Here is a 22,183-nt window from a genome sequence, read left to right as displayed (position 1 = left end):
CGCTTTACTCCCTCTCCCCTTCGGAGAGAGGGCTGGGGTGAGGGGGGCAACCTACAGACTCGCCAACGGCGGATGCAACGCCTTCGCATACCGCTGCACCAACTCACCCACGCGCTGCACATACACCTGCGTTTCCGCGAACGGCGGCACGCCGTTGTAATGCTGCACGGCGCCGGGCCCAGCGTTGTAGGCGGCCGCGGCAAGCTTTACGTCGCCGTTGAAATTCTTCATTAATAGACCGAGATAACGTGCACCACCACGGATGTTCTGCACCGGGTCGAACGCATCGAGCACACCCATGTCGTTGGCGGTGCCAGGCATCAACTGCATCAGCCCCTGCGCGCCCTTGAGCGACATCGCCCGCGGGTTGAACGCACTCTCGGCATGGATGATGGCGCGGATCACAGCTTCGTCGACGCCGGACTCCAAGCTCGCCTCGCGGATTACGTCTTTGTACGCATCCAGGTTGAGCGCCACCGTGCCCCAGTTGATGGTCGAGTGCAGATTGCACGCCATGCAGGTGGCGATGTAGCTGAAAAGCCGCGTGACGTTGCTCGACTGCCCGCCGGCAGGTGGGATATTGGTGTACTCCACGCTGCCATCGCGATGCACCACCCTATACACGGCGCCGCGCAGCACGCGGTTGTCCGGCGTATCCGGCGCGCCGGTGGCGGCCAGTGCTGGGGACAAGCTGCTGCGCGATTCGCTGTAGGTCCACTGCCCCGGCTTGCCGGACGAGAGCGGCGCCACCCGAGCCGTGGTTTCGACACCGGCCTCCACCTGATCCAGCGACACGACGATCGGCGCGATCGGCTTAGCTGTGGTTTCCACCCAGCCAGTAACCCAGGCCAACGAGGTGATGTCTTTTGACGCAACCCGACGAGGCCCGGCGTGCGGCGCGGGCGTCGAGAACGAGGCTACCTGCCGACAATCCCGATACCCCGTCTTGCTGCTGGCGAATACCACTTCGCCCTGCGAACCAGCGCAGCGATAAAGCACGCTGGCGTGCGCGGACCGCGCTGCCAACAACAGGCCGCACCCCAGCATGAGCAGCAGGATGGAGATCAGAAGCGCAGGGACGCGGCTTGCGCCGGGGCCGCTGCCTCCCCTTTGGCGGACGGCGGCAAACATGGCGGCCAGTTTGCGCCCATGCGCTGCCCTCGCCAAGCACGAGTTGGCGAATTCGTGTGCCAGAACATGGATATACGTACTGCCGCAGCTTGAGCTCCCTCTCCCCTTCGGGGAGAGGGTTGGGGTGAGGGGCCGCCCTCGCCTGATCTCTCTGATTTCATAGAGCGCGTAGGCTGGGATGACAATCTCAGCAGCAAGGTGCGAAAGAAGATGGGATTGCCATCCCAGCCCACACACTGCCCAGGCGGCCGCATCCCTACGCAAGTACTTGATCCATCAGTGACACGTAACACAGCGCGCGCGTACAATGCAGGGTTCGACGCACTCCGCACCGCCTCCTGAAACCACGGTACCCGACGCCATGAGCGGCAAGCTTTTCATCAAGACCCACGGCTGCCAGATGAACGAGTACGACTCGGCCAAAATGGCCGACGTGCTGAAGGCGTCGCATGGCCTGGAATTGACCCAGGACGAGTCGGAAGCGGACGTGATCCTGGTGAATACCTGTTCGATTCGCGAGAAAGCGCAAGAAAAAGTCTTCAGCCAACTCGGCCGCTGGCGCGAATACAAACAGGGCGGCAAGCCCGTGCTGATCGGCGTGGGCGGCTGCGTCGCTTCGCAGGAAGGCGAGGCGATCCTGAAGCGCGCGCCGTTCGTGGACTTGGTGTTCGGTCCGCAAACCCTGCATCGCCTGCCCGAGCTGATCGAAGCCAAGCGTGCCACCGGCAAGCCGCAGGTAGACGTGAGCTTCCCCGAGATCGAGAAGTTCGACCGCCTGCCCGAGCCGCGCGCCGACGGCCCCACCGCCTTCGTGTCGATCATGGAAGGCTGCTCCAAGTACTGCAGCTACTGCGTGGTGCCTTACACCCGCGGCGAAGAAATTAGCCGCCCGTTCGACGACGTGTTGGTGGAAGTGGCGCAACTCGCCGAACAAGGCGTGCGCGAAGTGATCCTGCTCGGCCAGAACGTGAATGCCTATCGCGGCCCCACGCACGACGGCGGCACGGCGGACTTGGCGGTACTGATCCACGCTATCGCGCAAATCGAAAGCATCGGCCGCATCCGCTTCACCACTTCGCACCCGCTGGAATTCTCCGATTCGCTGGTGGAGGCGTACGCCAATGTGCCGAAGCTGGCGAACTTCCTGCACCTGCCGGTGCAAGCTGGCTCGGATCGCATCCTCGCGGCCATGAAGCGCGGCTACACCGCACTGGAATTCAAACAGAAGATCCGCAAGCTGCGCGCGGTGCGTCCAGACATCTGCATCTCATCGGATTTCATCGTCGGCTTCCCGGGCGAAACAGATGCCGATTTCGAAAAGACCATGAAGCTGATCGACGACGTCGGCTTCGATCAAAGCTTCTCCTTCATCTTCTCCGCACGCCCCGGCACACCGGCGGCGAACCTCGCCGACGACACACCGGCCGCGGTCAAGAGCGAACGCCTGGCACGTCTGCAGGTTGTGCTCAACGAGAACGCCCGCAAGATCAACGAAGCCATGGTCGGTACCGTGCAGCGCGTGCTGGTGGAAAAACCCAGCAAGAAAAACGCGAACGAACTCACCGGTCGCACCGAGAACATGCGCTACGTGAACTTCCCCGGCCCAGCACGCTTGATCGGCCAGTTCGTAGACGTAGTGATCACCGAAGCGATGACCAACTCGCTGCGGGGTCGCGTTGCAAGCGTGGACAGCGAAGCGGCCTGACTCGCCAGCATGGGTGCTGACCCCGCACGCATACAGCTGCGGCCCTTCGAGGCACGGCACACGGCTGCAGTCGGTGAGCTGATTGTGACGATCCAGCGGGAAGAATTCGGCTTCGACATCGACCTGGAACGGCAGCCGGATCTGTCCGCGATACCTGCGTACTACCAGCGAGGCGCCGGCAATTTCTGGGTGGCGCTGGATCAGGAGCAAGTCATCGGTACGATCGCGCTGAAAGATATCGGTCAACACGGCGTAGCACTGCGAAAGATGTTCGTGGCGGCCGACTATCGCGGCGCCGCATGGGGTGTTGCCATGAAACTGCTGCATGCAGCGCTGGATTGGGCGAGGCAGCACGCGGTACGGAATGTGTTTCTCGGCACGACGGAAAAATTTCACGCCGCGCATCGCTTCTACGAAAAGCACGGTTTCTCGCAGATCGACAAAACGGACTTGCCGGCAAGCTTTCCGTTCATGCCGGTTGATACGCGCTTCTATCTGCTCAATCTAAGACAAACCGACGCTTCATCACCGCCGTAAGTCGGGCCTGGCAACTTTGCCTGCAAGGAAGGGACTGGTCCGGCATTCGCCGGTGCAACGACACACGAATACTTCAACATCTATGAACAATGGTTTGAACCAACGCGATTTCGCCCTCGATCCGGAAGACAACGCCCGGCTCGCCAATCTATGCGGTCCGTTCGACGAACACCTGCGCCAGGTGGAACTGCGCCTGGGCGTGGAAATCGATCATCGCGGCAATCTGTTCCAGGTGATCGGTGAGGAATCCGCCGCGCGCGCCAGCGAAAAAGTACTGCGCGCGCTCTACGCCGCCACCGAACGCGAAGCGCTCACCGGCGCGAAGATCAACCTGCATCTGGCCGAATCCGGCATCGACGCGATGGCGGAAGAAGCCGCCGAAAGCGCGCAGGAAGTCACCATCAAGGTGAAGCGCGGGGTGATCAAGGGCCGCGGCCCGAACCAGGCGCGCTACTTGCACGCGATCACCACGCACGACATCAGCTTCGGCGTAGGGCCAGCTGGCACCGGCAAGACGTATCTGGCCGTGGCCAGCGCGGTGGAAGCGCTGGAAGCCAATCGCGTGCAGCGCATCCTGCTGGTGCGCCCAGCGGTGGAAGCAGGCGAGAAGCTCGGCTTCCTGCCTGGCGATCTATCGCAAAAAGTTGACCCTTATTTGCGCCCGCTCTACGACGCACTTTACGAAATGCTCGGCTTCGAAAAAGTAGCCAAGCTGATCGAACGCAACGTGATCGAGATCGCGCCGCTCGCCTATATGCGCGGCCGCACACTCAACGATTCATACGTGATCCTCGACGAAGCGCAGAACACCACCGTCGAACAGATGAAGATGTTCCTCACCCGCATCGGCTTCGGCTCGGTGGCGGTGATCACCGGCGACGTCAGCCAGATCGACCTGCCTCGTCATGTGCGCTCCGGCCTGCGCCATGCGGTCGAGGTGCTGCGCGGCGTCGATGGGATCAGCTTTACCTTCTTCACCTCACGCGACGTTGTGCGTCATCCGCTGGTGGCGAAGATCGTGCGGGCATATGAGGCGTTTGAAGAGCAGGATGGGACTAATAGCGGGGCTCGTGACTCGGGACTCGGTGCTCGAGAAAAAGCGAAGCCCGCACCCCCGAAGGCGAGCGAATAACAGGTTGCCGACAACATGCCCGCTCACGTCCGCACATCTGCCCTTCCGAGTCCCGCGATCGTCCATCTGAGCTACGGCGTCCCTCGCGCCGGCATCCCCTCGCCCGCCAGCTTCCGCCGCTGGGTGGAAGCCGCCCTGGCCGGCGCGCGCCGCCGACGGGCTTCGGAACTTTCGATCCGCATCGTCGGCACGCGGGAGGGCCGTACGCTCAACCGCACCTACCGCGATAAGGACTACGCCACCAACGTGCTCTCCTTCCCGGTGGAACTGCCGCCTGGCGTGCGCCTGCCGCTACTGGGCGACATCGCCATCTGCGCCCCGGTGGTGCGCCGGGAAGCCGCCGAACAGGGCAAGCCGCTCGCCTACCATTGGGCGCACATGACCGTGCACGGCGTGTTGCACCTACTGGGTTACGACCACATCGTCGAGGCCGAGGCAGTGCAGATGGAGGCGCTGGAAACACGCATTCTCAAGGGCTTGGGCGTACCTGATCCCTATCAGTCTTGAACGCGCGCAACTGCCTGCCCGGCAAGGAAAATCGGAGCCACCGCGCATACTTTGACGCCAGCCAGACCGTCCCCATGTTGTTGCTCTAAACCGCGCATTTCGAGCAGCCGTCCACTTTTCCTAGGCTCTGAATTGTCACGGATTTTCCGATAGACTCATTTTCCCGCCCCACTTGGGCTGTCTTTTCAAGAGTAATGAACGAGGACCCTGGCAGTACCAGCGGCCCGGCCCCCCGAAAATGGTGGGATCGACTGGGCCATCTCTTTTCAGGCGAACCGCGCAACCGCGAAGAACTGATCGACGAGTTGCGAACCGCCCAGGCCAACGGCCTGCTTAGTGCCGACACCCTTCCCATGCTGGAAGGTGCGCTGCGAGTCACCGAGCTCAACGTCGACGACGTGATGGTGCCCCGCGTCCAGATCGTGATGATCGACGTGGACTCCCCGCTCCCCGACATCCTTGCCGCCGTGGTGGAATCGGGCCACTCCCGCTTCCCCGTGCACGGTGAAGACAAGGACGATATCTTGGGCATCCTGCTCGCCAAGGATCTGCTTAAGTACTTCGGCAACGGTCACGATTTCGACCTGCGTTCGATCCTGCGCCCGGCTGTGCTGATTCCCGAATCGATGCGCCTGAATGTGCTGCTGGCCGAATTCCGTCGCAGCCGCAACCACATGGCGCTGGTGGTAGACGAATACGGCGGCGTCGCCGGCCTCGTCACCATCGAAGACGTGCTGGAAGAAATCGTCGGCGAAATCGACGACGAACACGACGACGAGGAAGAGCCCAACCTCGTGCGCCCGCAGGCCGAAGGCGAGTGGATCGTCGACGCCCTCACCCCCATCGCCGATTTCAACGAAGAAGTAGGCGCCGCTTTCTCCGACGAAGAATTCGACACCGTCGGCGGCATGGCCACCGCCGAATTCGGCCACCTGCCGGAAGTGGGCGAAACCATCGCCATCGGCAACTTCGAATTCCACGTGACCCATGCAGACGATCGGCGCGTGCAGCAGTTCCGCGTAGTACGCCGCTGACTCCACTATCGCCTAGAGCAAACTCCCTCTCCCCTTCGGGGAGAGGGTTGGGGTGAGGAGCCACCCTCGCGCGACACCCAATAGCTTTCGTAAAAGCCTGTACTCCTCATAGCCGTCATTCCCGCGCAAGCGGGAATCCACGTTGCTCTGATGCAAGATGCAAAAATGGATTCCCGCTTTCGCGGGAATGACGGCCATGAGGACACGATGCTGCGCCTAACCGTGAACCACACCAGCCACACACATCCGCTACCCTAACGCGTCCCCGCAAAAGACCGCCCACCCATGACCAAGGCCGGCCGCCTCCTTCTCACCGCCCTCGCCATCCTGTGCTGCGCGCTCCTCCCAGCCCACGCCGGTGTCACCGACGCCCCTGGCGAAAACCTGGAAATCTCCCTCATCACCTACGGCCCTGGCGAGATCTACTGGGAACGCTTCGGCCACGACGCCATCGAACTGCGCGACACGACCAGCGGCGAAGAAGTGGACTTCAACTACGGCGTCTTCAACTTCGACGAGAAGAACTTCTTCTTCAACTTCGCGCGCGGCCAGATGCACTACTTGATCGACGCCGAACCCACCACCGACGAAGAAAACTTCTACGTCCAAGCCGGCCGCTCCGTCACCAAGCAAAAGCTTGCCCTCACCCCACAACAAGCCGCTGCACTGCGTGATTTCCTGTTCTGGAACCTGCGCCCCGAAAACGCCACCTACAACTACGACTACTACATCGACAACTGCACCACCCGCGTTCGCGATGCACTCGATCACGCACTCGGCGGTGTCATCAAAGCGCGCCTCACCAAACTGCCCGGCGGCATGACCTACCGCCAGCAAACCGTGCGCCTGATGAGCGCACAACCGTGGCTGATGCTGATCCTCGATCTTGGCCTCGGCCCCTACGCCGATCAGCCACTCAACGCCTGGCAGGAAAGCTTTCTGCCTGAAGAGCTACAGAAGAACATTCGCAACGTCACCATCGCCAACGGAAACGAAGGCACACAGCCGCTCGTACAAAGCGAAACCCTGCTCTCACCCAACCGCCTCGCCGCACCACCCGCGACGCCACCCGATTTGCGCATCCCGCTCGGCATCGCTGGCTTACTGTTCGCCACGCTGATCGTCGTCACATGGCTCCGCGCGCGACCGATCTATATCGCACTCGCTAGCCTCTTCCTGCTCTTTGCGGGCATCGCCGGCCTGCTGATGCTGACCCTCTGGACCCTCACCGCTCACCATTCCGCATGGGCCAACGCCAACCTGCTGCTGTTCAATCCGCTCGCTTTTCTGCCTATGTGCTCGATCTGGCAGGCACGCCGCAATATCGCGCCCTCGCGCCCCGCCAACGGCGCTCTTTTACTTCAACTGATCGCGCTGCTACTCGCCCTGCTCATGCACCTGCTACCCGGCGTCGTACAACAAAACCAGCCCTGGATACTTTTCGCCCTGCCCTGCTGGCTGGCGCTGGCCTGGACGCTTAGACAAACCAAGCGATTCTGATTTCGATAGCCTGCGCATGTACTGCATAGGATCATCATCATGTCCATGCTAGACGTTTCACCTGCTAACAGCCCACCCGATAGCCCCATGGTCGTGAACTGCGTGGCCTATCGGAACGATGGCACACGCTTGCGCGACATCAGCGTCGACGACATCAGCGAGATTTTGAAAGAACCCGAGACCTTCGTATGGGTCGGCCTGCACGAACCCGACAGCGCCCTGCTGCTGAAACTGCAAGAAGAATTCGACCTACACGACCTGGCCGTGGAAGACGCGCAGCAAGCCCACCAACGCACCAAGATCGAAGCCTACGGCGACTCTCTCTTCATCGTGGTGCAAACGGCACAACTGATCAGCGGACACATCGCCTTCGGCGAAACCCACATCTTCCTCGGCAAACGCTACCTCATCACTGTCCGGCACGGCGCTTCACTTTCCTACACACCCGCCCGGCGCTCCTGCGAAAAAACGCCCGAGATGCTGGCCCTCGGCCCCAGCTACGGCCTCTACGGCGTACTCGATTTCATCGTCGACAACCTGCTCCCCATCGTGCGCGACTTCCGCGAAGAACTGCAGGACCTGGAAAAAGACATCTTCGCCGACACCCTCAACCGCGACACCGTCCGCCGCCTCTACGACATGCAGCGCGACCTGATGACCCTGCGCCTCGCCGCAGCACCCATGCAAGACATCATCAACCAACTCGTCCGCCTGCACCCCAACCTCATCCCCGACGACCTGCGCGTCTACTTCCGCGACGTCTACAACCACGTCTTCCGCGTCAACGAATCCATCAGCGCCATGCGCGAAATGCTAACCGCCGCCATCCACGTCAACCTATCACTGGTTACTTTTGGCCAAAACGAAGTGATGAAGAAGCTTGCGGGCTGGGCTGCCATGCTCGCCGCGCCAACTTTGATAACGAGCTGGTATGGCATGAACTTTACGCACATGCCGGAGCTCAACCAGCCATGGGCGTATCCGATCATCATGGGCGTGGTGGCCTGCGTAGTAGGCACAATTTATCTGTGGCTGAAACGGGCAAAGTGGCTTTGAAAGCTCTTCCGCTCTAACGTATCGCCCGCATACGTTCCACGAACACCTGCTTACTAGGATCGCTGCCGAACCTCGCGACAAAATCCGAGATGGTTTGGTTGAGGCCGTCTCGTGGCTGATCCTTTTGGATGCTTGCCCGAAGCAACCAACCCTCTGGATTGTCTGGGCTGATTTGAATAAGCCGATTGGTAATCGCCCAACCCTTATCCCAATCACGAGTCGAGTGCACGTAGATATTGCCGAGCTCGATCAACGTCCAGGTGTCATCGGGGTTCAAGCGCAGCGCCTGCTCGTAGTCTTCCTTGGCGCGATCCAGGTTGCCTGCTGATCATAGGTGGCGCCCCGGACATCGAATGCATTTTCGTCCTGGGGAACCAGCGCCACAAGGGAATTTCCCTCTGCCAACGCCCAGTCTGATTGACCCAAGCTTGGTAGATCGAAGGCGCGCCCCTCACCGTGATCGATCTTGCTTGGATCAAACCGAAGCACTTCCGAACGGTAGATCACAGACAGTGCGGGAGAGTTTCGATTTTTTGCGGCCCATCCTCCACTCATCAACATACCTACGGGCGCAGCCTCTGCGTACACCTGCCTTATAGAGATCCATTTCCGTCAATGGATTGCAATCACAATTTTCGACATAAGCTTCGCCACCCATGCTTTCCGAAAAAAGCAACCTAAGCAGTGGATTTTCTTTGGCATGGCGTTGAGCGGCAGCAATGATGCGCTGCATGTTTTGAACCGTGCCACCCCATTTCGGCTGCGCCATCCAGACCAAGCGCGCATAAATGGTGTAATTGGCGGGATCAACAGCCAGTCCGCGTTTAGCGGCATTTACCGCGTACGCATCATCGCTTTGCAATGTACCTGCATAGACCATCGCACCGTATGCGGACGTGATTTGTGGATCAAGCTCAACCGCCTTGTCAAGGTCGGTATGCGCACGCTCCAACAACCGCTCCATAGACTCGAAGGAGTTCTGCGGCGTCTTGGAAGCGTAGTCGGAACCACGAACTTGCCGCGCCATTTCCACGTAAGCCGTGCCACTGGCAGCCAATGCAAAAGCGCTCATAGGCGACTGGCGCTTCCACGCATCCATCAGTGCACGCGTTTGTTCCGATCCATCCTTGAAATCGATAACAAAGGTTCGATCCAGCAGAGCCTGCGCATCGGGTTTTGTTAGCTGGGCATGCAAGGCGTCAGCAAGACGCTTATCGAGCTCCTGCGCGTACCCGGACTCAATAAGCCGGCGTACCTCGGCTCGAGTCACTACCGGATCAAATTGATAGCGACAGTACGCAGACGTTACTGCCGCCGACCAATCAAGACCGGGTGGATTGGGATAGCCCAGACATCTTTGGAGCGGGTCCGCGATGGTCTCTGCCTTTCGTGCATCGACCAGGAATTGATTGAATTGAGCATCACTGAACGGCGGTGGCTTCGGCGCCTGGATGTGCGCCAATGCCACGCCAGTGGGACGCTGAATTGTGCTTACAGACCCCTGATGCCAATGTGACAACCCAATGCTTATGCAACCTGCAATGCATACCAGGACCAGCCCCGCGAGCAACAGCCCCCGCACCCGTGACGTCATGTCTTGATTCCCCTGTCAGTACTGATAGGTAAGGCGGTTAGCCAGGGTTGATGATGCCATGGCGTAAAGGATGGACGACAGACCGGTGAGTCAACCAAGAAGAAAACTGTCCGTTTAGGCCACTGGCTACACCCTTTGCCAAGATGATTGTTACGCCCATAACTGCGATAAACCGATGACATATGCTTATCCTGATCGCGGCTTTCAGGTGGAGCCGGGGCGCCCAGGGGACATTTTCTTTTTCGTTACGGAGATAGTTTCCGGTGCTTGGCGTGGACGCTTCGGCGGACAGTTCTGCTCGCTGCCCATGACAGAAAAAGAGTTCGGTATACGTTGCGCTAAAGCGATTTTGGGACAACTTCTTCCGTTTTGGCGTACTGCGGTAACGCGGCAATTCGTCGTGGTTCGCCACCGGCGCGAGATTATAGGAGCCGCCTTGAGTTACGCGGACACCCATCAAACGGGCCCTTCACTGATATGCATCGACGTGGTCGTGGTGAACGAGCAATGGCGTCGGCAAGGCGTTGGGCAAGCCCTTGTTACCTATTTTCAAAAGCGCACTCCGCCAGGCGGACGGCTGGAGTGCTATTGCATGTCTGAATCACGTGTCATGGCCCGCCTGGTAAAGCGTTTGGGCTTCGTGCGCACGCACAAGGCCGCCAAGTTTACGATCAAAGGGCAAATCGCCCTACCTCCGGAGCGATGGGAATGGCAAGCCAAATGCGCCAGTCGAACCCTCGATCCCGTACGGCGCAACGCAGACATCGCAAAGTGCCTCTGAGTGATCCATCGCAGCGAAGCGAACATGAATCGGCCAGGTATTCCAGACCCCGGAATGGGGAATGAGCCAACCCGACAGGAAACTCGCGTAGGCCGCCCGGGGCATCTCCCGGACGTCGGCAGAATTCATGCAGGTTTGGTGAGCAGAAACAGGGCGTTCCACCACCGTTTCCCCGGATGGCGGCGACCGCGGTGCCAGGCGACCTCGAGGCGCGCGAGCCGGGGTATGAGCGGTCGCGGCACCAAACCCGACCAGGCGAGATAGATCGCCGGAAACCGAGGCGTGCGCACCGGACCGTCGCCTACAAGAGTGAAGCCTGCTCGCGCAGCCGCGTCGCGGAAGCCGGACGGTGAGCGCTTCAGTTGGAGCGGTGTCCCGGGGTATCTCTGCCAGTAGGGGTCATCGGAGACCTGATCGAGCAGCAGGAACCTGCCCCCAGGCCTCAGCACGCGGTATATCTCCGTCAACACGGCATCGAGTTTTGCGTCCGGCACGTACATGAGCGCTTCACGCTCCACGGCACAGTCAAAGCTCGCCTCGGGAAACGGCAGATGATCGCCGTCGGTGAGGCAAAGAGTGACGTTGCCCAAGCCTGCACACACCTGTTTTGCGACTTCCAGGGCACCGCCGGAGATATCCACACCCACGACCTGCTCCACGAAGGGCGCCGCCTTGCGGCAAAAGACCCCGGTACCGCAACCGAAGTCGAGCATGGAGGAATGCGGGCGTTCACGGATCAGCGGCAGCAGCGCTTGGTCGAAGACCGAAGTCACGTACTCGCTCTTTCCACCGCCGCGATTCTGCGGCGCCAGCAGGCCGAAGACACCGTGCTCGGCGAGCTTGTCGTGATGAGCAGCCACACCCTGGTAGTGGCTGGACTTGGCGTTCATAGGCGCTCAGTTCGAAGAGATGACAGCGGAGAACTTGTCTTCATAGGCTAGCATCCCGCATCAGGCTGTGACCAAGTGGACGCGATAAAGCGTACGACCCACTGCGCAAGCATTCCCTTTCGGCGTTGCGCGACGTTCAAGTAACGGGTTCCACCAGCGGTGCCAGTACCTCGATGATGAACGCGATTTCGTCTGCACTCATGTTTTGGTGAATCGGCACATCGATACCGCAGCGTGCCGCCTGCCGCGCCCAAGGTGCGGGACCGCAGTCCGGATCGATCTTCGGCCAATTGATGTTCCCGGCTCGGAAACCCCGGCTTCTTAACCGAGTACTCGCCTCGCGCAAGACCGATTCGTCGCGCAGCGTCGCGCGCAGCCGCAGCCACGAGGGTTGCGCGCCCGTCGTCACATGCCAGAGCGGGATGCCGCAGGAGGCCACGAGATCGGCGTTGGCGTTCCGCACGGCCCGCACCTCGCGCCAACGTGACAAAGAGGCAAGCCCAAGGGCCGCACGCAAAGGTCCGAACCCCGACGCCAGCGGCGGGGTCAGTGGGGTCATGATCCGCATGCGGCGCAGTATGCGTCGCACCAGATCCAGCGGCGCGACGACCGGAGCTATGGCCCGTCGTCCGGCGCTGAGCGCCTTGAGGTAGGCCGCAGTTTCGTCGCGCTCAACAGACTCATCGGCTTCCCTGCAAGGCATCGAGATACCTCGCAACGCAGCAGCGTTCAATACCAGCGCGGCGCCACCGCAAAGGGAGATGGGTTTACCGTAGTTGAAGGAGAACACCGCCGCATCCCACAGGGAGCCCACGGGGGCGCCCCGGATCGACGCGTCGAACGCATGGGCGCAGTCTTCGATCACGAAGACCCCTGCTTTCTGCGTCCGCTCCCGGAGCGCTTCGGCATCTGCGGGCGCACCGAAAAAATGTGAAACGATGACAGCTGCGACGCTGCCGCCGATGTCGGTCGCGACCTGGTCCCAATCCACGTTCCCTCGGACGGAGGAAAAATCATAGAACACCGGACGATAGCCGGCAGCGCGCACCGCATCGGGGACCACCGGACAATTGAACGCGCTAAGCAGCACGTCGCGGCGTTCCGGACGCCGCGGTAGGCGCGCCAAGAGCTGCCGCAGGGCCTGTCTACCACTGGCGGCAAACACCACTTCTCCGGTCAGCCCACCCATGTCGGCAAACCTTTCACGGAAACGGGTGACTGAATCGGGCTCTGGCCGCAGCTGATCGAGGTCCGCCGGACTCCAGATCTCTTCCACCACATCATGTGTGTTACGAAAAGCGACGGAAATCATATGCAGATCCTGAAGAGGCACGGCCTACGCTCCACCAAATATCTCATACAGAACAGCGCTTTACACCTTGCGTTGTAAAGCGCTGTTTTGTTTTTGGAAGGCACGATTTCGCTTAGCTAGTGTGGCAAATTTGTGGCGTCCCCTGGGGCACCGGACCACCCAAAGCGTTCTACGTATAGTCGCAACCTCGGAACCGGAATGTCATTTGGCCGATTGCTCTACCTTAGACCGCTACAAATTCGACGATAAGGCCGCATGCCGAATCGGCATAGCGCAGTGATTGGCAGCGGTCCGCCTGAGAGAGGAGTTAGCCCGATACCGGACGCCCTCAATCCGCCCGTGGTAGCTCATCGAAGACGTTGATGCCTGAGCCAACTCGCGTGCTCCAAGTGAAGTGCTCGATAAGCCGGACGCGACCGTCAGGAAGACGGTGTACGTCGCACGCAGAACGCCCTGCGTGGATTGAGCGCGAGTCCTCGACCTGCCCATACCGAAAGCGGAGTGAGTTGCCGGTCCATCGACCGACCAGCCAACCACGCGCTACCTTTCCGCCAGCATAGCGCGCCCAAACACGTTCGCCGCGTTGAGCGAAGTTAAGGCGCGTCTCTCCGCTGACGACGCCAGTCGCCGCGGTGCTACTGACGAACATTGTTAGTCTATTGAGATTGACCACAAAGGCTCCACAATCGACCTAACTCCTAAGTTAAGCGGTACGCGTGTCCGATTTGGGCTACCCCCGATTTTTCGGACGGTTAAATTAAGGCACCCGGTGCATTCTCTCGAATGTATCGGGCGAGTGGTAGCCAAGACTGCTGTGTAACCGTTACCGGTTATAGAAGACCTCGATGTAGTGAAAGATCCTCGCTCTGGCCGCATCCCGATCGGCGAACGACTCGTGATGCGTGAGCTCAAGTTTTAAGGAGCTGAAGAAGCTCTCCATGACGGCATTGTCGTAAGGCATACCCTTGCGACTCATGCTGACGATAAAGCCAGCTACTTGCAGTTGCTGCTGGTAGGCCTTGCTGGTGTATTGCGTGCCTTGATCACTGTGGTGGATCGTGCCGTGGCCTGGGTTTCGATGTGTGATCGCCATCGCCAAGGCATCACTTGCCAAGGCCTGATCGGGGCGATGACTCATGGCCCAACCCACAATGCGCCGGCTGTGGACATCCAACACGGCAGCCAGGTAAAGCCAGCCTTGTCGCGTAGGGACGTAAGTGATGTCAGCCACCCAAACCTGATCCTTGCCTGCGCTTTCAAAAGGCCATGTCAGCCTGTTCGGCGCCGCCGAGACCCGTTGATAGGTGCCGCGCTGGCGCAGGTAGCGACGCCGTCGACGGCTATGAATGGCGTGGGCTTGGCGCAACCGGGCCACGCGGTGGCGACCACAGGTTTCTCCCCGCTGGAGCAATGCCTGCCACATGCGATCCGCCCCGTAGGCTTGATGGGTTTCTTGATGCACCTGCTGGATGTGCTGAACCAGACGCCGATTCTCCATGGCTCTGGCGCTTGGCTGCCGATTCCGCCAAGCGTAATAGCCACTGGGCGAGACCTGCAGTGCGCGACACAAGATACGCACACCATGACCACGCTCGCCTGCGATTCAGGCGTACTTCACGGCAGCTCTCGCGCGAAATACGCCGCCGCTTTTTTTAGAATCTCGTTCTCTTCCTTCACGCGCGCCAACTCGCGCTTGAGCGCGGCCAGTTCGTCCTGACTAGCTTTGGGGCGCCCGCTACCACGGAACGCCTGGTCGCCTTTCTTCTGTGCGTCTAGCACCCACTTGTGCAGGCGATTGCGCGGGATACCCAGTTCGCGCGCCACGACGGCGACGGGCTTGCCGCTGGTTTGCATCATGCGGATCGCTTCGCGCTTGAATTCCGCGCTAAACCTTTGACGCTTTTCCATCGAACACCTCCGTGCGAGGATTGTCCTCGCTTTTAGGCGTCCGTTAAATCAGGGGTAGCTCAACCTGACCCTTTTGTTGCTGCCAGCCGCGCGGGGTGTAGGTGAGGTCGGTGTTGACGCCGTTGATGTCGGTGAGGCGCGTGATGCGCCCGGCCCCATCGTAGGAGGCGATGGTGGTGACTTGGCCGTTGGCATTGGTGATGGTGTGCAGGTCGCCGGCCTGGTAGCAGGCGGCGCCGGGCGTACCGCAGCGCTTAGGCTGGGATGCCAATCCCAGCCACTTCCGCGATCCTTGTTGCCGGGATTGGCATCCCAGCCTACGTGCTCAATATTTCAAGAGCACTCGTGCAGTCATATTTTTTTGTTTTTTGGAAGGCGACAAGGAAGGCCTTCTTGCTTGCAATAAGCGAAAAATCTTTCAACTGCGTATTCAACGCCGTCAAAGTAATCTTCGTAAAAACCTGGCTTACCAAAGCCAGGCGGGTCGATATAGCAGTATTTTTCACCGTCATCATCGAACCACTGGGCCACCCAATTTTGGGGCACGGATGGATCAACGATGTCAAATATGCCCCTTTCATATAACACAGGATCCCCGTTGTCATTGATGATACGAAAACGATCATCACTAATGCCCACAACATGATAGATGTCGCCGACCGTTAGGCCGGCATGAATGCTTTCGCCAAATAGGCGGTCATGTATGTACGATCTTGCCTTTACTTTCATAGTTAGAAGGGATCGTAGTCCCCGTTCAATTTCCAACCAATCTTACGACCGTTATTTTCGTACCAGTGCCACTCATTTCCTTCAGCGTCCCAGCCTTTCTTCTTGCACCAATCCCTGGCCTTACCACCAAACCTGCGCACAAGCTCATCGACCTTCCTAATCCGATTCCCTTTTGCAATCTCTTCAGAATTGGTCGAGACCTGCTTTATTACATCTGCCGGAGGTTTATTTGCATTGGCAAGCTTAAGATCATCGATCGCTGTCCGTATCCTTGCAACTTGTGCCTCATCGCCAGTTGCGTCTAAGAGCGTCTCCAGCTCAGCGACATCTCCCGTCGAGATGGCCTTCTCTATAGCTGCGTCAACCGTTGTCTCTGCTAGAGCTAATGGATCAATGTAGCGCAAAGGATTGCCATCCACATAGGCATACAAACTCCACTGGCCGCCGCGATACCCAATCGGGTCCACTTGCTCATACGTTCCCGTTGCTGGGTTGTAATCCCTGTTGACGTTGTTGTGCAGCCCTGTCTCGAGGTCGAAGTACTGCCCCGGAAAGCGTAGGTTATAGGCATAACCGTTAGACGTCGGCTGCACTTCGCCCCACGGATTGCCCTGGTAGGCGAATTGCCAAAGCGTGTTGCCAGTGCTATCCGCAATCGCACGTGGTGTACCCAATTGATCTGACGTCACATAACTGATCGTGCTAGCCGTACCTGACGTGTCCACGTTCGCGACAGGAATACCATCCATCCAGATGTAGTCACGATTCGTGGCGCCATACTCAGCCAACAACTGACTCGCCTCGTCGTAATCGAAGCGCTGCGTTGCGCCGTTGGCGATTTTCTGCACCCGCTGATTCAACGCGTTGTAGGTGTAGCTACCGACCATGCTGCCCGCGAGCTGCGCCACAGTCATGCGATTGCGGTTGTTGTACCCAAACCCATAACTGCTCCCGGCCTGACTGATCGCCGTGGTATTGCCATTCGCATTCACACTTCTGGCCGCATTGCCCGTAGCAATCAACTGATGCGTATTCGGGTTGTAGCTATACACACCCGTAGCAAGGCCATTCCCAGTCTTGCTCAAGCGATCACCGGTCGGGTTGTACGTGACGCTTTCCAGCGTGCTGCCATCCGCTTTCGTGATGGCCGTCAGCCGATACAGCGGATCGTAGCTATACGTCTCCGTGGCCGGGTTCGCACCCGGCGCATTGCCGATGGCCGTGATGTTGCCCATCGCATCCCGTGCCACGTGCAGGTTGAACGCCGGGCTGGTCAGATCTGTCAGCCGATAGTTCGCATCGTAATTACGGGTGATGGCTTGGCCGTTGCCCAGGGTGTAGCTGGCGATCGGCCCGAACGGCTGATAGGTGACATTGCTCACCACCGTGCTGGCCGTGCCGTTGGGCGGCGTCACCGTGATCGACTGAATGCGGCCATCGCCGTCTCTTGTGTAGCTTGCCTGCGTACCGCTGGCATACACGATGCCGCTCAGCCGATCGGCGTTGGTGTAGCGGTAGGCAATGGTGTCGGTGCCGGCGGCGGTGATCTGCTGCTTCTGGATCACGTTGCCGCGCGCGTCGTAGCAGTACACGGTGGTGACGGCGTTCTCGATGATCCGCGTGAGGCGGCCATTCGCGTAACTGCTGGGGCAGCCGGTGACGCTGTTGGCCTCGTCGTAAGCGTAGGTGATGTTCTGCGTGCTGTCCGGGTAGCTGACGGTGAGCGGGCGATCCAGCACATCGTAGGTGGTGGTGGCGGTGATGCCCTTGGCGTCGGTACGGGTCAGCACGTTGCCGGCGGCATCGAAGGTGCGGCTCGTCATGCCGGTGTCCGGGCTTTGCTGGCCGGTGGTGTTGCTGAGGCCGTCGTAGCTGTAGGTGGTCGCCAGGTTGCTGGGATCGGTCAGCTGGGTGAGGCGGTCCAGGCTGTCGTAGGTGTACGCCGTTTTGGTGTTCTGGGTGGCGCTGTCGGTGCCGTTGTAGTTGTCGAGGGTCTGCACCAGGCGGTTGAGCGCGTCGTAGCCCAATTGGCGCTGGATGCCGAGGCCATCGGCGCTTTGCACCAGGTTGCCGTTGGCGTCGTAGCTGCCGCTGGCGCTGGCGTCGAACACGGTGTGGCTGAGGCCATCCATCACCTTGGTGAGCTGGCCCAGGGTGTTGAAGCTGCGGGTGAGGCTTTTGTGCAGCGTACCGCTGGTGTCGTAGACCTGCTCGGCGGTTTTGTTGCCGGCGGCGTCGAGGGTGTATTGCACATAGTTGCCCAGCGCATCGGTGATCTTCACCAGACGATGGGCAGCGTCATAGCCGTAGGTGGTGACGATGCCGTCCGCGTCGGTGATGGTCTGGACGGCGCCATAGGGTGTGTAGGTGAAGGTGATGGTTTGGCCGTTGATGCTGCGGGAGGCCAGCCAACCACGCGGGGTGTAGGTGAGGTCGGTGTTGACGCCGTTGATGTCGGTGAGGCGCGTGATGCGGCCGGCTCCATCGTAGGAGGCGATGGTGGTGACTTGGCCGGTGGCGTTGGTGAGGGTGTGCAGGTCGCCGGCCTAGTAGCAGGCGGCACGGCAAAACAGAAAGGAGTTAGTTAAGCCGTAAGCGATGGCTCGTCGACGTCGTGCCTTATGCTAGCGCGGTGTCTGACGATTTAACTACCTCCGTCCCGTTTTGCTTGTGTACAAAGCCCCGTCGAGCACTTGCTCTACTGGCTGCTCAGTTACGAGCCCCTCTGGCGCCTTCGTACCACTTTTAAGCCACAGCATTTTATCGAGAAAAGGACCATTTCCCTTACGATTTTTTATGGCGTCGCATTGAGACGCAAACACAGCACTCCAGTCAGGGTTCCATGCCTCAACATGTACGCATAGCAATCTCTTAATCGCACTTTGTGTGTCGGTAGATAACGTCTCTAGGTTGGAGGGGAGTGCTAGAACTACGGCATTACTCAATCGAGGATTCGTCGAGTACATCCCACATCCGATCAGAAGACTGGCAGATTCGGTCTCTCCGCGTCTGTTCCATAGTCCAACCCGATAGCCCAAATTTTCTATGACGCCAGGCTTGGTATCATATTTGTTCCTTCCAGCACGTAGCAGCTCAGTAAGGATCCCATCACCAAATTGAGTAATTGGAGTTTTACCTGACGCTTGTCGAACTGAACCTCCCTGAAGGTACCAGTCCGCCAGTACGGGAAAACTTCTAAGCGCTGACAGGTATCTCTCAAGCCGGGCAGCGCACTGGTCTAGCGACTCTTGTCTTGAGCCCCAATAGGCTCCGACGTTTATCTTCATTACCTTTCCTACTGCGCTGCAGTCATGTATGGAGTGTGGACGACGGTTATTCCGCTGACTCCTGCTGAATTGAACAGCGACTGCGTTGCCGCGGCCGCATCCTGCTGAGCAAAGTGCCATTCTATCGGCTGGCCTCCCGCCGCTTCAATTTGCCTGTTTGCCTGATCCACAAAATCAGAGGCACCTCCCCACCATCCATAGAATTCGCCGCTTCCATCGACAAATTGCGAATAGTTGGCCTTTGCGTCCAGATAGCTGGTATCTGCAACACCGTCAAACCGAACGCCGTTAACCTCATACGCCATGCCAGTTTGTCCAGTGATGAACTGTTGGTAGGCGCGCGAGAAGTTGGACATGCTCTCGTTAACTGGTATCCACTGACCGGGAAGCGTCGACATGGGGTCGGGTTTGGCCCCGGGTGCCATGCATTCCCCTTCCAGCATGTCGATCTTATATTGGATCCATTGCTCTGCTTGATTAACACCTAGCTTCGGAAACAGCTCATCTAATTCTTCCAAAATGTCATCGTCTTCCTCACCGCCCCCTGCAAGGCCAAATCGATCACTGTGGATGAGTGGATTGCCACCTACATAGGCATACGTGCTGGGACCACCGGCCCGGCCGATTGGATCGCTTTGAACATACCGTCCACATTCCGGGCAGTAATCGCGGACTGCGTTGTGCAAAAGTCCTGACTCGGCATCGAAATACTGCCCAGGGAATCGCAGGTTATACACATAGCCGCTCGATATCGGCTGCACTTCACCCCACGGATTACCCTGATACGGCAGTTGCCAGAGGGTGTACCGCTCCCATCCGCGATGGCACGCGGCGTCCCCAGCTGATCCGCCGTCACATAGCTGATCGCGCTGGCACCGTTCGACGTATCGACGTTGGCCACCGGGATGCCATCCATCCAGATGTAGTCGCGATTCGTCGCGCCGTATTCGCCAATCAGCTGCCCAGCTTCGTTGTAGACGTACCGCTCGGTTTGGCCATTGACCACCTTCTGGATACGCTGCCCGAGCGCGTCATAGGTGTAGATGGCGACCGTGCTACCCGCAAGCTGCACCACGGTCATGCGGTTGCGGTTGTTGTAGCCAAAGCCGTAAGTACTCCCCGCCTGACCGATCGCCGTGGTATTGCCATTGGCATCCACGCTTCTTGCCGCGTTGCCGGTCGCCTTGCCTCTGAGCTTCTCTAATACAGCAGGATCAAGGCCAGTGCACAGTAATGGAGGCAGATCCATTTCGATCATCCATTCCTGATCCTATCTCGCCCCATGGATAGCGGTAGATGATGGAGCTACCGCGAAATTCAGTGGGCCGGCCCAGTTGATCTCTAAGGTACTGATCGTGTTTCTTTTTGATAACCGTTAGGTCCGAACTTCCATCCGCGCCGATGGATAAGTCTAGAAAGTGCAATTTGTCGTCACAGAAGTTTACAGACCAAGCGACGCGTTGACCTCCCAAATATAGAGGTGACGCTACCTTAAGAAGCCAGCCACTTCGCATATCAAAGTCACGCACGAACGCGACTCCCTGCCCCTGGAGATCTGCAACTGACATATTGGCCCTCACTATTATGTGAGAGCCAATACAAACCAATCCATGGGAGGCATCGAAACGAACAGGCATTACTAGTCCTATTTAAACGGGATTTGGTACGCCGGCCTTAGCACATTCTGATACCCCGGGATGTAGAGTTGTGCAGCCCTCCAACACCATTCTGCGAGTTAGCGTTAGCGCGTAGGCTGGGATGCCATAGATGACACTCTGAGCATGAAGTCATGCCTTGCATTTCACCAACCTCACGCAGGTCGGTCATAGTCGACAACAAAGAGATCCATCTCGTCTGACAATCGCCTACCGAGCTCTTTCGCAACATTCGGTGACGGAACAACAACATCCTCGAGTCCGTAGATAACCGAGCCAACGCTAGGCACCGGGGTAATATGGTCGACTCGGAGCGCTCCCGAAAACCCATCGGCGATGATTCGCCCTGCGCTACCGATAAAGTCGATATATGAGCCGATCTCTGGTGCACCATAGACACTAACTTGCCCCGTTACATTTCCGTAAGCAGACACAGGCGAATCAAAAATACTAAAGTCAATCTCAATTTTCATCGTTGTATTCCCTACTTATTTGGAGCGCTTGGAACAAACAAAGTAGCAGCTTCTCTAGCCTCTTCACTCATGTCACATCCCAGTTTCTGTCCCAAGGAAATCATCGCATATATATTTGCGAGGCGGCCTTTTAAATCATCCGTATGTCCAAGCCAGGTAGTTGAGGTTCCGGTCACATTCGGATTTGGGGTGGAAAAAGCATGTTCGAACAAGCTACTGTCGTTTTGCATATTTGACATTTTTGCACGAGCTTGCGCGATAGCCTGACGCACCGCCGCTTTAAGACCGGCGCACTGATCATCACTATTGCGACATACGCGATCGAAATGACGCTCTTCTAAACGCGTCATGTCGTTAGGCCTAGCAGTTGCATTTTGGGCCAGCCTTTGAAGATAGACAGACGATACGTACAAATAGTCCACGCCCACCTCAAGGAGCGAGTGCGCGTCGATCGTGCAAGAGCCCTGATCACACGTGACACTCGTCCCCGATGAATCGATGTGGTTTAACGGATCATTCAAACCATAAGCGTATGTACTGACTTGCCCACCGAAAAGCCCCAGCGGGTCGCTCTGAATATACCCGCCACATTCCGGGCAGTAATCACGAGCCCCGTTATGCACAAGTCCTGACTCGGCATCGAAATACTGCCCAGGGAATCGCGGGTTATACACATAGCCGCTCGATACTGGCTGCACCTCACCCCACGGATTACCTTGATACGGAAGCTGCCAGAGGGTGTTACCGCTCCCATCCGCAATGGCACGCGGCGTCCCCAACTGATCCGCCGTCACATAGCTGATCGCACTGGCGCCGTTCGTCGTGTCGACGTTGGCCACCGGGATGCCATCCATCCAGATGTAATCGCGGTTCGTCGCACCGTATTCGCCGATCAGCTGCCCGGCTTCGTCATAGACGTAGCGCTCGGTTTGGCCGTTGGTAATCTTCTGGA

Annotated in this window: 23 protein-coding genes and 1 pseudogene; 9 read left to right on the top strand and 15 right to left on the bottom strand. The window is 58.7% G+C overall.

Translation table 11 applies throughout. The annotated features are described in order from the left end of the window. Positions 1 to 51: 51 nt before the first annotated feature. Positions 52 to 1,131, bottom strand: coding sequence for a lytic transglycosylase domain-containing protein (locus ISP18_RS05100; protein WP_380007543.1), 1,080 nt, complete (start codon positions 1,129 to 1,131; stop codon positions 52 to 54). A 361-nt stretch (positions 1,132 to 1,492) separates the two neighbouring features. Here ISP18_RS05100 and miaB point away from each other — a divergent pair, with 361 nt between their 5' ends. The 7 genes from miaB (at position 1,493) to corA (ending at position 8,602) form a co-directional block, all read left to right on the top strand. Further along, a complete protein-coding gene (gene miaB / locus ISP18_RS05095) occupies positions 1,493 to 2,836 on the top strand; it encodes a tRNA (N6-isopentenyl adenosine(37)-C2)-methylthiotransferase MiaB (RefSeq protein WP_380007540.1) in 1,344 nt (447 codons plus the stop codon). Between the two features lie 9 nt (positions 2,837 to 2,845). Next, positions 2,846 to 3,373: a GNAT family N-acetyltransferase gene (locus tag ISP18_RS05090; protein ID WP_380007537.1), complete on the top strand. Its 528-nt coding sequence runs from the start codon at positions 2,846 to 2,848 to the stop codon at positions 3,371 to 3,373. Between the two features lie 82 nt (positions 3,374 to 3,455). Further along, positions 3,456 to 4,505, top strand: a complete 1,050-nt coding sequence (locus ISP18_RS05085) for a PhoH family protein (RefSeq protein WP_380007534.1) — start codon at positions 3,456 to 3,458, stop codon at positions 4,503 to 4,505. Between the two features lie 15 nt (positions 4,506 to 4,520). Beyond that, the gene (gene ybeY, locus ISP18_RS05080) at positions 4,521 to 5,012 is read left to right on the top strand and encodes an rRNA maturation RNase YbeY (RefSeq protein ID WP_380007531.1); all 492 of its coding nucleotides are present in this window, start codon (positions 4,521 to 4,523) and stop codon (positions 5,010 to 5,012) included. 194 nt (positions 5,013 to 5,206) lie between these two features. Continuing rightward, positions 5,207 to 6,046: an HlyC/CorC family transporter gene (locus ISP18_RS05075; RefSeq protein ID WP_380007528.1), complete on the top strand. Its 840-nt coding sequence runs from the start codon at positions 5,207 to 5,209 to the stop codon at positions 6,044 to 6,046. A 285-nt stretch (positions 6,047 to 6,331) separates the two neighbouring features. Further along, complete coding sequence (locus ISP18_RS05070; protein ID WP_380007525.1) at positions 6,332 to 7,546, top strand: lipoprotein N-acyltransferase Lnb domain-containing protein; 1,215 nt, start codon at positions 6,332 to 6,334, stop codon at positions 7,544 to 7,546. A 45-nt stretch (positions 7,547 to 7,591) separates the two neighbouring features. Continuing rightward, positions 7,592 to 8,602 (top strand): magnesium/cobalt transporter CorA, encoded by a 1,011-nt coding sequence (gene corA / locus ISP18_RS05065; RefSeq protein WP_380010919.1) that lies wholly within the window; start codon positions 7,592 to 7,594, stop codon positions 8,600 to 8,602. A gap of 13 nt (positions 8,603 to 8,615) precedes the next feature. Here the strand turns inward: corA and ISP18_RS05060 are convergent, their stop codons facing one another. Next, positions 8,616 to 8,918, bottom strand: a complete 303-nt coding sequence (locus ISP18_RS05060; protein ID WP_380010916.1) for a tetratricopeptide repeat protein — start codon at positions 8,916 to 8,918, stop codon at positions 8,616 to 8,618. Positions 8,919 to 9,077: 159 nt separating this feature from the next. Beyond that, positions 9,078 to 10,070, bottom strand: coding sequence for a DUF4034 domain-containing protein (locus tag ISP18_RS05055; RefSeq protein WP_380007522.1), 993 nt, complete (start codon positions 10,068 to 10,070; stop codon positions 9,078 to 9,080). A 301-nt stretch (positions 10,071 to 10,371) separates the two neighbouring features. Here ISP18_RS05055 and ISP18_RS05050 point away from each other — a divergent pair, with 301 nt between their 5' ends. Then, complete coding sequence (locus tag ISP18_RS05050; RefSeq protein ID WP_380007519.1) at positions 10,372 to 10,977, top strand: GNAT family N-acetyltransferase; 606 nt, start codon at positions 10,372 to 10,374, stop codon at positions 10,975 to 10,977. A 125-nt stretch (positions 10,978 to 11,102) separates the two neighbouring features. On the opposite strand, the gene ISP18_RS05045 is transcribed toward ISP18_RS05050, so the two are convergent. The 7 genes from ISP18_RS05045 to ISP18_RS05015 form a co-directional block, all read right to left on the bottom strand. Next, positions 11,103 to 11,867 carry a class I SAM-dependent methyltransferase gene (locus ISP18_RS05045; protein WP_380007516.1) on the bottom strand — a complete coding sequence of 255 codons (765 nt, stop codon included), beginning with the start codon at positions 11,865 to 11,867 and terminating at the stop codon, positions 11,103 to 11,105. A gap of 136 nt (positions 11,868 to 12,003) precedes the next feature. Continuing rightward, complete coding sequence (locus ISP18_RS05040) at positions 12,004 to 13,179, bottom strand: DegT/DnrJ/EryC1/StrS family aminotransferase (protein ID WP_380007513.1); 1,176 nt, start codon at positions 13,177 to 13,179, stop codon at positions 12,004 to 12,006. A gap of 823 nt (positions 13,180 to 14,002) precedes the next feature. Further along, positions 14,003 to 14,758 (bottom strand): IS3 family transposase, encoded by a 756-nt coding sequence (locus ISP18_RS05035; RefSeq protein WP_380007510.1) that lies wholly within the window; start codon positions 14,756 to 14,758, stop codon positions 14,003 to 14,005. Between the two features lie 35 nt (positions 14,759 to 14,793). Continuing rightward, on the bottom strand, positions 14,794 to 15,087 hold the full coding sequence (locus tag ISP18_RS05030; protein WP_380007507.1) for a transposase: 294 nt from the start codon (positions 15,085 to 15,087) through the stop codon (positions 14,794 to 14,796). Positions 15,088 to 15,130: 43 nt separating this feature from the next. After that, a complete protein-coding gene (locus ISP18_RS05025; protein WP_380007504.1) occupies positions 15,131 to 15,358 on the bottom strand; it encodes an RHS repeat domain-containing protein in 228 nt (75 codons plus the stop codon). A gap of 80 nt (positions 15,359 to 15,438) precedes the next feature. After that, positions 15,439 to 15,816, bottom strand: coding sequence for a hypothetical protein (locus ISP18_RS05020; RefSeq protein WP_380007501.1), 378 nt, complete (start codon positions 15,814 to 15,816; stop codon positions 15,439 to 15,441). A gap of 2 nt (positions 15,817 to 15,818) precedes the next feature. Then, on the bottom strand, positions 15,819 to 18,098 hold the full coding sequence (locus ISP18_RS05015; protein WP_449757883.1) for an RHS repeat-associated core domain-containing protein: 2,280 nt from the start codon (positions 18,096 to 18,098) through the stop codon (positions 15,819 to 15,821). 6 nt (positions 18,099 to 18,104) lie between these two features. Here ISP18_RS05015 and ISP18_RS05010 point away from each other — a divergent pair, with 6 nt between their 5' ends. After that, positions 18,105 to 18,404, top strand: a complete 300-nt coding sequence (locus ISP18_RS05010; protein ID WP_404559249.1) for a hypothetical protein — start codon at positions 18,105 to 18,107, stop codon at positions 18,402 to 18,404. 60 nt (positions 18,405 to 18,464) lie between these two features. Here the strand turns inward: ISP18_RS05010 and ISP18_RS05005 are convergent, their stop codons facing one another. The 5 genes and pseudogenes from ISP18_RS05005 to ISP18_RS04985 all read right to left on the bottom strand — a co-directional run. Further along, positions 18,465 to 19,103 carry an Imm52 family immunity protein gene (locus ISP18_RS05005; protein ID WP_380007495.1) on the bottom strand — a complete coding sequence of 213 codons (639 nt, stop codon included), beginning with the start codon at positions 19,101 to 19,103 and terminating at the stop codon, positions 18,465 to 18,467. Positions 19,104 to 19,111: 8 nt separating this feature from the next. Beyond that, on the bottom strand, positions 19,112 to 19,621 hold the full coding sequence (locus tag ISP18_RS05000; protein ID WP_380010913.1) for a Tox-REase-5 domain-containing protein: 510 nt from the start codon (positions 19,619 to 19,621) through the stop codon (positions 19,112 to 19,114). A 90-nt stretch (positions 19,622 to 19,711) separates the two neighbouring features. Next, a pseudogene (locus tag ISP18_RS04995) lies at positions 19,712 to 19,840 on the bottom strand (RHS repeat-associated core domain-containing protein); the annotation flags it as partial. A 1,073-nt stretch (positions 19,841 to 20,913) separates the two neighbouring features. Beyond that, positions 20,914 to 21,231 (bottom strand): hypothetical protein, encoded by a 318-nt coding sequence (locus tag ISP18_RS04990; protein WP_380007492.1) that lies wholly within the window; start codon positions 21,229 to 21,231, stop codon positions 20,914 to 20,916. Positions 21,232 to 21,242: 11 nt separating this feature from the next. Next, a partial coding sequence (locus ISP18_RS04985; RefSeq protein WP_404559248.1) for an RHS repeat domain-containing protein occupies positions 21,243 to 22,183 on the bottom strand: 941 nt, incomplete at its 5' end.

The organism is Dyella humi, assembly GCF_044904605.1.
GTDB classification, from domain to species: domain Bacteria; phylum Pseudomonadota; class Gammaproteobacteria; order Xanthomonadales; family Rhodanobacteraceae; genus Dyella_B; species Dyella_B humi.
This window is presented reverse-complemented; position numbering and strand designations above follow the sequence as displayed.